This is a genomic window from Streptomyces sp. NPDC051684, from assembly GCF_044453445.1.
Lineage (GTDB): Bacteria > Actinomycetota > Actinomycetes > Streptomycetales > Streptomycetaceae > Streptomyces.
This window is the reverse complement of record NZ_JBITCS010000018.1, coordinates 136,181-148,560: the sequence shown is the minus strand read 5'-3', so window position 1 is coordinate 148,560 and position 12,380 is coordinate 136,181. Positions and strand designations below refer to the sequence as shown.

Sequence of the window (12,380 nt, the reverse complement as noted above, 5' to 3'; positions counted from 1 at the left end):
TTTAAGGACCGCCATGCCCGAACAGGTGGATGTCGTCATCGTCGGCGCCGGATTCTCCGGCCTCTACGCCGCGTACCGGATGCGTGAACTCGGCCTGAGCGTCGCCGGGTTCGAGCGGGGCGCGGACGTCGGCGGGGTCTGGTACTGGAACCGGTACCCGGGCGCCCGCTGCGACGTGGAGTCCGTCGACTACTCGTACTCCTTCGACAAGGACCTGGAGCAGGAGTGGGACTGGTCGGAGAAGTACGCGACGCAGCCCGAGATCCTGCGCTACGTGGAACACGTCGCGCACCGGCACGACCTGCGGCGGCACTTCACCTTCGGCACGTCCGTGGTCTCCGCCGAACTGGACGAGGAGCGGCTGTGCTGGACCGTGCGCACCGACGACGGCCGCGAGGTCGAGGCACGCTACGTACTGTTCGGAGTCGGCTGTCTGTCCTCCACCCACCTCCCCGAGATCGAGGGCATCGCCGACTTCGCCGGGGCCTCGTACCACACGGGCGAATGGCCGCACGAGGGCGTGGACCTCACCGGACTGCGGGTCGGCGTCATCGGTACGGGCTCGTCCGGCATCCAGTCGATCCCGGAGATCGCGCGCCAGGCCGCCCGATTGACGGTGTTTCAGCGCAGCGCCAACTACTCGATCCCGGCGGGGAACAAGCCGCTGCGCGACGCGGACCGCGCCGCGCAGAAGGCGGACTACGCCGAGCGGCGCCGCCTCGCCCGGCTCTCCGGGGGCGGCTCCCCGCACATGGCGCATCCGCTGAAGACGCTGGAGGCCTCGCCCGAGGAGCGCCGGGAGGCGTTCGAGAAGCGCTGGGAGCTGGGCGGCGTCCTGTACTCGAAGACGTTCCCCGACCAGCTCACCGACCGCGCGGCGAACGACGAGGCGCGCCGGTTCTGGGAGGAGAAGGTGCGGGCCGAGATCGCCGACCCGGCCGTCGCCGAACAGCTCGTCCCCACCGACCACCCCATCGGCACCAAGCGGATCGTCACGGACGACGGCTACTTCGCGACGTACAACCGCGACAACGTGGACCTGGTGAACCTGCGGGCCAATCCGGTCGAACGGATCGAGGCGGCCGGCATCCGGCTCGCGGACGGCACGCTCGTCGAGCTCGACGTCATCGTGTACGCCACCGGCTTCGACGCGATGACCGGCTCCCTGGACCGGATCTCGGTGACCGGCCGGGGCGGGCGGACGCTGAAGGAGGCGTGGGCGGCGGGCCCGCGCACGTATCTCGGGCTCGGTGTGGACGGCTTCCCGAACCTCTTCAACCTCGCGGGCCCCGGCTCGCCGTCCGTCCTCGCCAACATGATCCTCTGCGGCGAGCAGCACACCGACTGGATCGCCGCGCTGCTCGGGCATCTGCGCGAGGGCGGCTACGCGGGCGTGGAGGCGCGCGCCGACGCGGTGGACACGTGGGTCGACGAGTGCGGGAAGCGGGCCGACGGCACGCTGATGACGGCGGCGAACTCCTGGTACCTCGGCGCCAACATTCCGGGAAAGCCACGGGTGTTCATGCCGTTCGTCGGCGGCTTCGGGGTGTACGGCGACATCATCGAGAAGGTCGCGGCGGCCGGGTACCAGGGGTTCGAACTGCTCACGAGCTCTCAGTAGGTGAGGTTCGCCAGCTCGGCGAATGCGGCCGCGCAGGCCGCCTTCGCCTCGGGCAGCGCGGCCTCGCCTCCCATCGTCATGAAGCCGTGGAACGCCTCGTCGTAGCAGTGGTACCGCGCGGGCACCCCGGCCGCCGTCAGGAGTTCCGCGTACCGCCGGCCCTCGTCGCGCAGCGGGTCGAGCCCGGCGGTGACGACGAACGCGGGCGGCAGCCCGTCGAACCGCTCGGCGGCGAAGGGCGTGGCGCGGGGGTCGCGGGCGTCCTCGGGGCGGGGCAGGTACTGCTGCCAGTACCAGCGCAGATGGTCGGCGGTGACGAAGTAGCCGTGCGCGTTCTCCTCGTACGAGGCCGAGGAGCGCTGCGGGTCCAGCATCGGGTAGTACAGGTGCTGGGCGGCGAGGGCGGGCCCGCCGCGCTCCCGGGCGAGCAGCGCGGTGACGGCGGCGAGCGTGCCGCCCGCGCTGTCGCCCGCGACGACGAGGGGCCGGTCCGGGTGGGTTCTCGCGGCCCAAAGGAGCGCGGTGTAGGCGTCCTCGGGGGCGGCGGGGAAGGGGTGTTCGGGCGCGAGCCGGTAGTCGACGGACACGACCGACGAGCCGGTGGCGGCGGCGAGTTCACGGCAGAACCCGTCGTGCGAGTCGAGGGAGCACAGCACCATGCCGCCGCCGTGGAAGAAGACGACGACGGGCGTGCTCGCGCCCGCGCCCGTGGGCTCGTAGACCCGCACGGGCACGCCGTCGGCGTCCTGGTCGGCCACCCGGTGCAGCGCGGGGAGCCGGGGCGGTGGCGGGGCGGCGCGCTCCGCGAAGTACCCGCGCACGTCACGGATGTCGGTGACCTCGGTGCCCAGAGCCGGGAAGTTGGCGGTGCAGGCGTCGATGAGCGCCTGCACGTCGGGGCGGGGGCGGCGGCCCTGTGGGGTCACTGCCCGTCTCCCTGTCCCCGGCCGCGCTGGGCGAACACCGGCATCCGCCCGGCCGACGCGCCGCCGTCCGCGGCGACCTCGGAGCCGGTGAGGTAGGAGGCGTCGTCGGAGGCGAGGAACGCGACGAGCCGGGCGACCTCCTCGGGCCTGCCGATGCGGCCGAGCGCGGCGGCCGGGTGCTCGGTGGTGCCGAGGTGGGCGGTCATCGCCGTGTCGATGGCGCCGGGGAAGACGGCGTTGACGCGGATGCCGTCGCCGCCCAGTTCGAGGGCGGCGGTCCGGCTCATGCCGCGCAGCCCCCACTTCGCGGCTCCGTACGCGCCGTGCCCCCAGATGCCCTGGACCCCGGCCTGCGAGGAGATGTTGACGATCGAGCCGCCCCGCTCCCCCGCCCGCATGGCGGGGACGACGGCCTGGAGCCCCAGGAACGGCCCGACGAGGTCGACCTTGAGGATCCGCTCCAGTTGGGCCGGGTCCTCGTCGACGAGCGGGGACGTCGTGTAGATGGCGGCGTTGTTGACGAGGATGTCGAGCCGACCGTACGTCTCGGTGGCGACGCGGACCGCGCCCGCCCAGGACGCGGCGTCGGTGACATCGAGGCGTACGAAGCGCGCGGCGCCGTCCCCCAGTTCACCGGCGACCTTCTCCCCCTCGGTCACGAGCACGTCCCCGAGCACGACCCGCGCCCCGCGGGCCACCAGTTCGCGTGTGATGGCCTCGCCCATGCCGCGCGCCGCCCCGGTCACCAGGGCGACCTTTCCGGCCAGTTGTCCTTCACGTCCACTCATCGTCGTACGCCTCCCACTCGATTCCTGCTCGGGCCTTCCGTCCTGCTCGGCACGGGTGGGGGCCGGGCCCGACGTCCCGCTTCCGCCCCCACCCGTACGACCCGAGGTCACCCGTCCTGGGCCATCCGTTTCGCCGCCCGGTACCCGAACACCATTCCGGTGCCGATGGGCGCGCCGGGGCCCGGGTACACCGCGCCCGTGACGTTCGCCACCGTGTTCCCCACCGCGTACAGGCCCTCGATCACGGAGCCGTCCTCGCGCAGCACGCGGGCGTCCGCGTCCGCGGTGACGCCGCCCTTCGTGCCGAGGTCGCCGAGGACCATCCGCACCGCGTGGAACGAGCCCGACGACAGCGGCAGCAGGCACGGGTTGGGCGCGCCCTCCTCGCCCTCGCCGGCGAAGAACCGGTCGTAGGGGTCGTCGCCGCGGCCGAACTCCGGGTCGTGGCCCTTGTCCGCGTACTCGTTGAAGGTCTCGACCGTGGCCGCGAGGCCCTCCGCGGGCACCCCGATCGCCTCGGCGAGCGCCTCCACCGAGTCCGCGCTGTGCCACACCCCGGCCGCCTCGAACGACTCCCGGTCGACCGGGACGAGGACGATGCCGGGCGGCTCCTCGCCGTGCCGCGCGTCCCACACCCACCACACGGGGCGGTCCGGAGCGTCCCCGGCCCCCGCCGCGATCATGGCCCGGCCCATCCGGTCGTAGGACAGGCACTCGTTGGCGAACCGGCGTCCCTCGGCGTCGACGAAGATCCCGCCGCGGAAGCCGAGCGCGAACGCCGCTCCGCCGTCGGGGAAGAGCACGGAGGGGCACCACCAGCTCTCGCCGAGCAGCGACGTCGCCGCGCCGAGCCCCTGGGCGGCCCGCAGCGCGTCGCCCGTGCCGCCTCCCTCGGGGCCCATCGTCCAGTCGGCACCCGGCCCGTTGCCCCAGGCGCGGCGCAGCTCGGCGTCGCGCTCGTAGCCTCCCGCGGCGAGCAGCACGCCGCGCCGGGCCCGGACCGCGACCGTGCGGCCCTGCGCGTCGCGCAGCTCGGCCCCGACGACCCGGCCGGCCTCGTCCTGCACGAGCCCGGTGAACGCGGTGCGCGTCCGCGCCCGCCCGCCGGCCGCGTCAAGGGCAAGCAACAGCCGGCCGATCAGCGCGCGCCCGTCCTCCAGCGCCCCCTCGGGCGCCGGAACGCCGAGCCGCTCGCTCCAGGCGGGCGGGCGGACGGCGTCGAGCAGCGGCTGCTCGCCCGCGGGCCGCTCCAGCGGGACCGGGAAGACCCCACGCCCCGCGTCGAAGCGGCCGGGGCCCGGGTAGTAGTCGGGGAACGGCCGGTACTCGAACCGCAGGAACGCGCTGCGCTCCAGGAATTCGACGGTGGGTCCCGCCCCGTCGAGGTAGGCGTCCTGCACCTCGTGCGGCGTCGTGTCGCCGACCAGCGACCGGAAGTACGCGCGGGCCAGGTCGGCGCTGTCCTCAAGGCCTGCGCGGGCCTGCGCCTGGTTGCCGGGGAGCCACAGACAGGCCCCGGCGTACGCGGTCGTCCCGCCGAAGTACTCGGTCTTCTCGACGACGAGGGTGTCGAGGCCGCGCGTGGCGGCGCTGTACGCGCCGGTCAGGGCGGCGCCGCCGGAGCCGACGACCAGCACGTCGACGGTCTCGTCCCACTCCACAACGTTGCCGCTCACAGCGTCTCGCTCCTCTCGTACCACTGGGGAAGGACGGCACGGGCGGCGATCCGCCAGCCGTCCGCGGTGCGCCGGTACTCGTCCTCGTACCGGACGAGGCAGCGCACATCGCCCCCGTCGGCTCCGAGATGATGGGCGAGGCTGTAGCTGACCGCGCGGGCGCTGTCGGGCCCGGTCAGCTCGCCGACGTGGTTCCCGACCTGGTGGAAGGTGCGCGGGAAGACGGCGAGTTCGTCGAAGAGCTTGTTGCGTTCGGCGGGGCCGGCCCGCTCCCACAGCACCGTGCCGTCGGGCTTGTGGGCGACGAGCCTGCCGTCGTCGGTGAACTGGGCGTCGAGCAGGGCGGCTTCCCGCCCGTCGACGGCCAGCGCGTAGCTCTCGGCGAGGCGCCTGAGCGCGAGCGCGTCGCCGGGCTCGGGAGGAACACCGGGCTCGGGAGGAACACCGGGCTCGGGAGGAACAGGAGTACGGGTCATGCCCTCACCCTGTCCGTGCCTCACCCGGCGCTCCACCGCCGGTTCCCGCTCAGCGGGATGCGCTCCCCGACGGGGCTTCCCCCGCACCGATGCTCACAGGCGCTCGATGATCGTGACGTTGGCCTGGCCGCCGCCCTCGCACATCGTCTGGAGGCCGAACCGGCCGCCCGTGCGCTCCAGTTCGTGCAGCAGGGTCGTCATCAGCTTGCTGCCGGTGGCGCCGAGCGGGTGGCCGAGGGCGATGGCGCCGCCGTTCACATTGACCCTCTCGGGGTCGGTGCCGGTCTCCTTGAGCCAGGCGAGGACGACCGGCGCGAACGCCTCGTTGATCTCGACGAGGTCGATGTCGTCCATCGTCAGGCCGGTCTTCTTCAGCGCGTACGCCGTCGCCGGGATGGGCGCGGAGAGCATCCGGATGGGGTCCTCGCCGCGCACGGAGAGGTGGTGGATGCGGGCCCGGGGCGTCAACCCGTGCTCCCGTACGGCCTGTTCGGAGGCGAGCAGCATGGCCGCCGCCCCGTCGGAGACCTGTGAGGAGCAGGCGGCGGTGATGGTGCCGCCCTCGACGACGGGGTTGAGGCCCGCCATCTTCTCCAGGGTCGTGTCCCGGCGCGGCCCCTCGTCGACGGTGACGTCCCCGTAGGCGACGGTCTCCTTCGCGAACCGGCCCTCGTCGATGGCGCGCAGCGCCCGCTGGTGGGACCGGAGCGCCCACTGCTCCTGGTCCTGGCGGGTGATGCCCCACTTCTCGGCGATGAGTTCCGCGCCGTGGAACTGGTTGACGGGCGCGTCGCCGTAGCGGGCGCGCCAGCCCTCGCTGCCCAGGTAGGGGCCCTCGGTGAGGCCGAGCGGCTCGGCGGCCTGCCGGGAGGCGAAGGCGATGGGGATCATCGACATGTTCTGCGTGCCGCCCGCGACGACGAGGTCCTGCGTGCCGGAGAGCACGCCCTGCGCCGCGAAGTGGACGGCCTGCTGGGAGGAGCCGCACTGCCGGTCGACGGTGACGCCCGGCACCTCCTCGGGAAGACCCGCGGCGAGCCAGCAGGTGCGGGCGATGTCGCCGGCCTGCGGGCCGACGGTGTCGAGGCAGCCGAAGACGACGTCCTCGACGGCGGCCGGGTCGACCCCGCTGCGCGTGACGAGCTCCTTCAGGACGTGGGCGCCCAGGTCGGCGGGGTGGACGGCGCTGAGCCCGCCCTTGCGCCGCCCGACGGGGGTGCGGACCGCATCGACGATGTAGGCCTCGGCCATGACGCATCAACTCCACTCTCTTTTAAGGATGGTTGGGCTGGGCTATCCCGTCGAGCACCATCGCCAGGTACTCGCGGGCGATCTCCTCGGGGCTGTGTCTGCCGCCCGGCCGGTACCAGGACGCGGCGACCCACACGGTGTCGCGCACGAACCGGTAGGTGAGCCGGATGTCGAGGTCGGCGCGGAACGCCCCGGCGGCCACCCCTTCCTGGAGGGTGGTCAGCCAGGTCTGCTCGAACTTGCGCTGCGAGGCTGCGAGGAACGCGAACCGCTCCCGGGCGGCGAGCGCCTTCGACTCCTTCTGGTAGATGGCGACGGCGGGGCCGTGCCGGTCGATCTCCCGGAACGACTCGGTGACCAGGGCGCGCATCGTCTCGCGCGGATCGTGTCCGGCGGCGAGCACGGTGTCGTAGCGGCCCCACAGCTCGTCGAGGAAGCCGCGCAGGATCTCCTCGACGATCGAGTCCTTGGAGTCGAAGTGGTAGTAGAGGCTGCCCGCGAGCATCCCCGCGGCGTCGGCGATCCGGCGCACGGTGGTGGCGTCGTAGCCCTGCGCCGCGAACACCTCGGCCGCCGTGGCGAGGAGTTCGCGGCGCCGCTCGAGCGAGGGGCTCATGCGCGCTGACTGCTGACGGAGACGGTCTCGCCGGTCATGTACGAGGAGTAGCCGGAGGCGAGGAAGACCATCACGTTGGCCACCTCCCAGGGCTCCGCGTACCGGCCGAAGGCCTCCTTCTCGGTCAGCTCGGCGAGCAGCTCTTCCGAGGTGACCTTCACCAGGTGCGGATGCATGGCGAGGCTGGGCGCCACCGCGTTGACCCGCACCCCGTACTCGGCCGCCTCGATCGCGGCGGTCCTGGTCAGAGCCATCACGCCGGCCTTGGCGGCGGCGTAGTGCGCCTGTCCGGCCTGGGCGCGCCAGCCGATGACGGACGCGTTGTTGACGATCGCGCCGCCGCGGCCGGTGTCGCGGAAGGCGCGCAGGGCGGCCCGGACGCAGCGGAAGGTCCCGTTCAAGGTCACGTCCAGGACCCTCGTCCACTGCTCGTCCGTCATGTCGACGAGCGCCGAGGTGCCGCCGAGGCCCGCGTTGTTGACGACGATGTCGAGTCCGTCGTGCCGCTCGGCGGTGTGCGCGAAGAGTGCCTGGACCTGCTCCTCGTCGGTCACGTCGCAGGCGAGCGCGGAGACCCGGTCGGTCCCGAACTCGGCGGCGAGCGCCGCTTCGCCCTCCTTCAGGCGGCGCGCGTGCGCGTCGCTGATGACGACGCGGGCGCCCTCCTCCAGGAAGCGGCGCGCGGTGGCGCCGCCGATCCCGGCGCCCGCGGCGGCGGTGATGACGGCGGTGCGCCCGTCGAGCAGCTGGTGGCCGGGGACGTATCCGGGAGCCGTGGACGTCACCGAACTCATACGCGCACCTCTTTCGGCAGGCCGAGCAGCCGCTCGGCGATGATGTTGCGCTGGATCTCGTCAGAACCCGCGTAGATGGTGTCGGCGCGGGAGAAGAGGAAGAGCCGCTGCCACTGGTCGAGTTCGTACGGCTCGCCCTCGGCGATCGTGGAGGCCGCGCCGCACACGTCCATCGCCAGTTCGCCGAGCCCGCGGTGCCAGGCGGCCCAGTACAGCTTGGCGACGGAGGGGTCGACACCGCGCCGCGCGTTGGCCGCCATCGCCTGAAGTCCCGTCCAGGCGCGGGCGAGCCGGTCGCGCAGGAGCGGGTCGTCCATGGCGCCGTTCCTCTCGGCGAGCGCGATCAGCTCCCGCAGTTCGCGGCGGAAGCCGATCTGCTGGCCGACGGTGGAGATGCCGCGCTCGAACCCGAGCGTGGCCATGGCGACCCGCCAGCCGTCCCCGGTGTCACCGACGACGTACGAGGCCGGGGTGCGGGCACCGTCGAAGAACACCTCGTTGAACTCGCTGGTCCCGGTGAGCTGCACGATGGGCCGGACCTCGACGCCCGGTTGGTCCAGCGGCACGAGCAGGTACGAAAGCCCGGCGTGGCGGCGCGAGCCGGGCTCGGTCCGGGCCAGGACGAAGCACCACTGCGCCTCGTGCGCGAGCGACGTCCAGGTCTTCTGGCCGTCGACGATCCACTCCGAGCCGTCCTCGCTCAGCCGCGCGCGGGTGCGGACGCCCGCGAGGTCGGAACCCGCGCCGGGCTCGCTGTACCCCTGGCACCACAGCTCCTCGACCCGCCGGATCGGCTCCAGGAAGCGGGACTTGTGCTCCTCGGTGCCGAACGCGATCAGGGTCGGGCCGAGGAGCTGCTCCCCGATGTGATTGACGCGGGCGGGCGCGTCCGCCAGCGCGTACTCCTCGTGGAAGGCGATCTGCGCTTCGATGCTCGCGCCCCGCCCGCCGTGCTCCTCGGGCCAGCCGACGCACGTCCAGCCGTGCGCCGCCATGTGCCGCTCCCAGGCCAGGCGCTCGGCGAACGCCTCGTGCTCGCGCCCCGGCCCGCCGCTGCCCCGCAACTCGGCGTACTCCCCCGAGAGTTCCTGCTCCAGCCAGTCACGGAAACCGGCCCGGAAGTCCTCGACGCTGTCCATGCTCATAAGCTAACCTACCAAACACTTGTTAGGGAAGGATGTTTCCGATGCCAGCAGCGCACCCCGCAGCCACCGGCGGCCCCGACACCCCCGTCCTGTACGAGGTCAGGGGCCGGGTCGCCCACGTGACGATGAACCGGCCGACGTACCGCAACGCGCAGAACTCGGCGATGACGTACGCCCTGGACTCCGCCTTCTACCGGGCCGCCGAGGACGAGGACGTGAAGGTGGTCGTGCTCGCGGGCGCGGGCGAGCACTTCTCTGCCGGGCACGACATCGGGACGCCGGAGCGGGACGCGCATCTGCCGTTCGAGCGGCGGGCCGGGCTGTGGTGGGACCACTCCGACAAGCGGGGCGCCGAATCGCGGTTCGCGCGCGAGTCGGAGGTGTACCTGGGCATGTGCCGGCGCTGGCGCGAGCTGCCGAAGCCGGTGATCGCCTCCGTCCAAGGGGCGTGCGTGGCGGGCGGGTTGATGCTCGCGTGGATCTGCGACCTGATCGTGGCGAGCGAGGACGCGTTCTTCGCCGACCCGGTCGTCCGGATGGGGATACCGGGCGTCGAGTACTTCGCGCATCCGTGGGCGATGCCGCCGCGGATCGCCAAGGAGTTCCTGTTCACGGGCGAGCGGATGAGCGCGCGCAGGGCGTACGAGGTGGGGATGGTCAACCGGGTGGTGCCGCGGGACGAGCTGTCGGCGGCGACCAGCGATCTGGCGGACCGGGTGGGCGAGATGCCGCGCCTCGGGCTCGCACTGACCAAGCGCGCGGTGAACCAGGCGGAGGACCTCCAGGGCCTGCACGCGGGCATGGACTCGGTCTTCGGCCTGCACCACCTGGCGCACGCGCACAACGCGGAGACGGCCGCCGACTCGCTTGGCGGCATGGACGTCCGCGCCATGAAGGAGGCGGGCGCCCGATGAACCTGGAGTTCACCCCGGACCAGGACGCGTTCCGCGAGGACGCGCGGGCGTGGCTGGCCGCCCATGTACCTTCTGATCCCCTGCCGTCGCTGGAGACCGCCGAGGGCTTCGCCGCGCACCGCGCGTGGGAGGCGGAGCTGTCCGCGGACCGCTGGTCGGTCGTCTCGTGGCCCGAGGAGTTCGGCGGCCGGGGCGTCGACATCTTCAAGTGGCTGATCTTCGAGGAGGAGTACTACGCGGCGGGGGCCCCGGGCCGCGTCTCGCAGAACGGCATCAACCTCCTCGCCCCCACCCTCTTCGACCACGCCACGGACGAACAGCGGGCGCGCGTGCTGCCGTCGATGGCGAGCGGCGAGGTGATCTGGGCGCAGGCCTGGTCGGAGCCGGAGGCGGGCTCGGACCTGGCGTCGCTGCGCTCGCGGGCGGTGCGCACGGACGGCGGCTGGCTGCTGCGCGGGCAGAAGACGTGGTCCTCGCGGGCGGCGTTCGCGGACCGGGCGTTCGGCATCTTCCGCACGGACCCGGAGGCGGCCAAGCCCCACCACGGGCTCACGTACCTGATGTTCGACCTGCGCGCGCCCGGGGTCACGGTCCGCCCGATCGGCCGGATCGACGGCAAGCCGGCGTTCGCCGAGCTGTTCCTGGACGACGTGTTCGTGCCGGACGAGGACGTGATCGGGGAGGTCGGCAACGGCTGGCGCATCGCGATGTCGACGACGGGGAACGAGCGGGGGCTGATGCTCCGCTCCCCCGGCCGCTTCCTCGCCGCCTCCGAGCGGCTGCGTGAGCTGTGGCGGGAGCGCGGCGCGGATCCGGCGCTGCGGGACCGGGTGGCGGACGCGGTGGTGGGGGCGCGCGCGTACCAGCTGTTCACGTACGGCAACGCGTCGCGGTTCGCGGCGGGCGAGCAGATCGGGGCGGAGTCGAGCCTGAACAAGGTGTTCTGGTCGGAGTACGACATCGCGCTGCACGAGACGGCGCTGGAACTCCTGGGCGCGGACGGTGAATTGGCGGAGGGCGAGTGGGCGGAGGGCTACACGTTCTCCCTCGCGGGGCCCATCTACGCCGGTACGAACGAGATCCAGCGCGACATCATCGCCGAGCGGCTGCTCGGCCTGCCGAAGGGACGCCGCTGATGAGGTTCCTCCTGGACGCGGAGCAGGCCGAGTTCGGCCGCACGCTCGACCGGATGCTGACGGCGGCGGACACGCCGTCGGTGGTCCGCGCGTGGGCGGGCGGCGACGCGGGGCCCGGGCGGGCGCTGTGGGGGCGGCTCGCGGAGACGGGGGTGTTCGCGCTGGCGGTCCCGGAGGCGCACGAGGGTATGGGCCCACTGCCAGTGGAAATGGCGGTTGCCTACGTGGAGTTGGGCCGCCATGCGGTACCGGGTCCGGTCGTGGAGACGGCGGCGGTGGCGACGCTGCTGGAGGAGGGCTCGGAGGCGGCGAAGGAATGGCTGCCGCGGATCGCGGCGGGGGACGCGGTGGTCACGGTGCCCTCCGGTCCGTACGCGCTGGACGCGGACGCGGCGGACGCGGTGTTCGTGGTGGCCGACGACGGTACGGTACGGCTGGCCTCCGGCCACGGACCGCTGCGGGAGTCGGCGGACCCGGCGCGGCGGCTGTTCGCGCCGGACGAGGGCGGCGAGGTCGTGGCGCGCGGCGCGAAGGTCCGGGAGGCGGTGGACATGGCGGCGCTCCTGACGGCGGCGCAGTCGCTCGGCGTGGGCCTGGAGCTGCTGCGCCGCACGGTCGACTATGTGAAGCAGCGCGAGCAGTTCGGGGTCGCGGTCGGCACCTTCCAGGCGGTGAAGCACCGTCTGGCGGACGCGTTGGTGGGCCTGGAGTTCGCGCGCCCGCTGTTGTTCGGGGCGGCGCTGTCGATGACGCCGTCGGACATCGCGGCGGCGAAACTGGCGACCGGGGAGGCGGCCTACGCGGCGGCCCGCGCGGCGCTCCAACTCCACGGCGCGGTGGGCTACACGGAGGAGCTCGACCTGTCGTTGTGGCTCCGCAAGGCCCGCCCTCTACGGGCCGCGTGGGGCACACCGGCGGCGTGCCGAAGCCAGATTGTGGCTTAGGGCTTGTCGTTTGGATCAGGCCGGGCTCGCGGGGGCGGGTCCAAAACACAACCCCCAACCCCCACCCCCCGCCTGCGCGGGCCCGGGGCGCCC

Annotated in this window: 12 protein-coding genes; 4 read left to right on the top strand and 8 right to left on the bottom strand. The window is 73.0% G+C overall.

Going from position 1 to position 12,380, the window contains the following annotated elements; all coding sequences use genetic code 11:
- Positions 1-13 precede the first annotated feature (13 nt).
- Complete coding sequence (locus ACIA8D_RS22720; protein WP_399234814.1) at positions 14-1,621, top strand: flavin-containing monooxygenase; 1,608 nt, start codon at positions 14-16, stop codon at positions 1,619-1,621.
- On the opposite strand, the gene ACIA8D_RS22715 is transcribed toward ACIA8D_RS22720, so the two are convergent.
- The 8 genes from ACIA8D_RS22715 to ACIA8D_RS22680 all read right to left on the bottom strand — a co-directional run bounded on the left by ACIA8D_RS22715 (position 1,615) and on the right by ACIA8D_RS22680 (position 9,287).
- The gene (locus tag ACIA8D_RS22715; RefSeq protein WP_399234812.1) at positions 1,615-2,547 is read right to left on the bottom strand and encodes an alpha/beta hydrolase; all 933 of its coding nucleotides are present in this window, start codon (positions 2,545-2,547) and stop codon (positions 1,615-1,617) included. The genes ACIA8D_RS22720 and ACIA8D_RS22715 overlap by 7 nt on opposite strands.
- On the bottom strand, positions 2,544-3,335 hold the full coding sequence (locus ACIA8D_RS22710) for an SDR family NAD(P)-dependent oxidoreductase (RefSeq protein WP_399234810.1): 792 nt from the start codon (positions 3,333-3,335) through the stop codon (positions 2,544-2,546). The genes ACIA8D_RS22715 and ACIA8D_RS22710 overlap by 4 nt, the downstream gene beginning before the upstream one ends.
- A gap of 107 nt (positions 3,336-3,442) precedes the next feature.
- Entirely contained in the window at positions 3,443-5,011 is a 1,569-nt protein-coding gene (locus tag ACIA8D_RS22705; protein ID WP_399234808.1) for an FAD-dependent oxidoreductase, read from the bottom strand.
- Complete coding sequence (locus tag ACIA8D_RS22700) at positions 5,008-5,487, bottom strand: nuclear transport factor 2 family protein (RefSeq protein WP_399234806.1); 480 nt, start codon at positions 5,485-5,487, stop codon at positions 5,008-5,010. Before ACIA8D_RS22700 ends, ACIA8D_RS22705 begins: the two co-directional genes overlap by 4 nt.
- Positions 5,488-5,580: 93 nt before the next feature.
- Positions 5,581-6,738 (bottom strand): acetyl-CoA C-acetyltransferase, encoded by a 1,158-nt coding sequence (locus ACIA8D_RS22695; RefSeq protein WP_399234804.1) that lies wholly within the window; start codon positions 6,736-6,738, stop codon positions 5,581-5,583.
- Between the two features lie 22 nt (positions 6,739-6,760).
- On the bottom strand, positions 6,761-7,354 hold the full coding sequence (locus tag ACIA8D_RS22690) for a TetR/AcrR family transcriptional regulator (RefSeq protein WP_399234803.1): 594 nt from the start codon (positions 7,352-7,354) through the stop codon (positions 6,761-6,763).
- Positions 7,351-8,148, bottom strand: a complete 798-nt coding sequence (locus ACIA8D_RS22685; RefSeq protein WP_399234802.1) for an SDR family oxidoreductase — start codon at positions 8,146-8,148, stop codon at positions 7,351-7,353. The genes ACIA8D_RS22690 and ACIA8D_RS22685 overlap by 4 nt, the downstream gene beginning before the upstream one ends.
- Positions 8,145-9,287: an acyl-CoA dehydrogenase family protein gene (locus ACIA8D_RS22680; RefSeq protein WP_399234799.1), complete on the bottom strand. Its 1,143-nt coding sequence runs from the start codon at positions 9,285-9,287 to the stop codon at positions 8,145-8,147. Before ACIA8D_RS22680 ends, ACIA8D_RS22685 begins: the two co-directional genes overlap by 4 nt.
- A 47-nt stretch (positions 9,288-9,334) precedes the next feature.
- On the opposite strand from ACIA8D_RS22680, the gene ACIA8D_RS22675 reads away from it, so the two are divergent.
- From ACIA8D_RS22675 to ACIA8D_RS22665, 3 genes are read left to right on the top strand one after another with little or no spacing between them, the layout of a single operon-like run.
- Positions 9,335-10,207 carry an enoyl-CoA hydratase gene (locus tag ACIA8D_RS22675; protein ID WP_399234797.1) on the top strand — a complete coding sequence of 291 codons (873 nt, stop codon included), beginning with the start codon at positions 9,335-9,337 and terminating at the stop codon, positions 10,205-10,207.
- Positions 10,204-11,343 carry an acyl-CoA dehydrogenase family protein gene (locus ACIA8D_RS22670; protein WP_399234796.1) on the top strand — a complete coding sequence of 380 codons (1,140 nt, stop codon included), beginning with the start codon at positions 10,204-10,206 and terminating at the stop codon, positions 11,341-11,343. Before ACIA8D_RS22675 ends, ACIA8D_RS22670 begins: the two co-directional genes overlap by 4 nt.
- Positions 11,343-12,287 (top strand): acyl-CoA dehydrogenase family protein, encoded by a 945-nt coding sequence (locus ACIA8D_RS22665; protein WP_399234795.1) that lies wholly within the window; start codon positions 11,343-11,345, stop codon positions 12,285-12,287. Before ACIA8D_RS22670 ends, ACIA8D_RS22665 begins: the two co-directional genes overlap by 1 nt.
- Positions 12,288-12,380: the final 93 nt, after the last annotated feature.

Excerpts from the sequence above, each read along its gene's own strand:
- ACIA8D_RS22720 (WP_399234814.1), top strand. The coding sequence starts at position 14 with ATGCCCGAACAGGTGGATGTCGTCATCGTCGGCGCCGGATTCTCCGGC.
- ACIA8D_RS22710 (WP_399234810.1), bottom strand. The coding sequence starts at position 3,335 with ATGAGTGGACGTGAAGGACAACTGGCCGGAAAGGTCGCCCTGGTGACC.
- ACIA8D_RS22700 (WP_399234806.1), bottom strand. The coding sequence starts at position 5,487 with ATGACCCGTACTCCTGTTCCTCCCGAGCCCGGTGTTCCTCCCGAGCCC.
- ACIA8D_RS22695 (WP_399234804.1), bottom strand. The coding sequence starts at position 6,738 with ATGGCCGAGGCCTACATCGTCGATGCGGTCCGCACCCCCGTCGGGCGG.
- ACIA8D_RS22690 (WP_399234803.1), bottom strand. The coding sequence starts at position 7,354 with ATGAGCCCCTCGCTCGAGCGGCGCCGCGAACTCCTCGCCACGGCGGCC.
- ACIA8D_RS22685 (WP_399234802.1), bottom strand. The coding sequence starts at position 8,148 with ATGAGTTCGGTGACGTCCACGGCTCCCGGATACGTCCCCGGCCACCAG.
- ACIA8D_RS22680 (WP_399234799.1), bottom strand. The coding sequence starts at position 9,287 with ATGGACAGCGTCGAGGACTTCCGGGCCGGTTTCCGTGACTGGCTGGAG.
- ACIA8D_RS22675 (WP_399234797.1), top strand. The coding sequence starts at position 9,335 with ATGCCAGCAGCGCACCCCGCAGCCACCGGCGGCCCCGACACCCCCGTC.
- ACIA8D_RS22670 (WP_399234796.1), top strand. The coding sequence starts at position 10,204 with ATGAACCTGGAGTTCACCCCGGACCAGGACGCGTTCCGCGAGGACGCG.
- ACIA8D_RS22665 (WP_399234795.1), top strand. The coding sequence starts at position 11,343 with ATGAGGTTCCTCCTGGACGCGGAGCAGGCCGAGTTCGGCCGCACGCTC.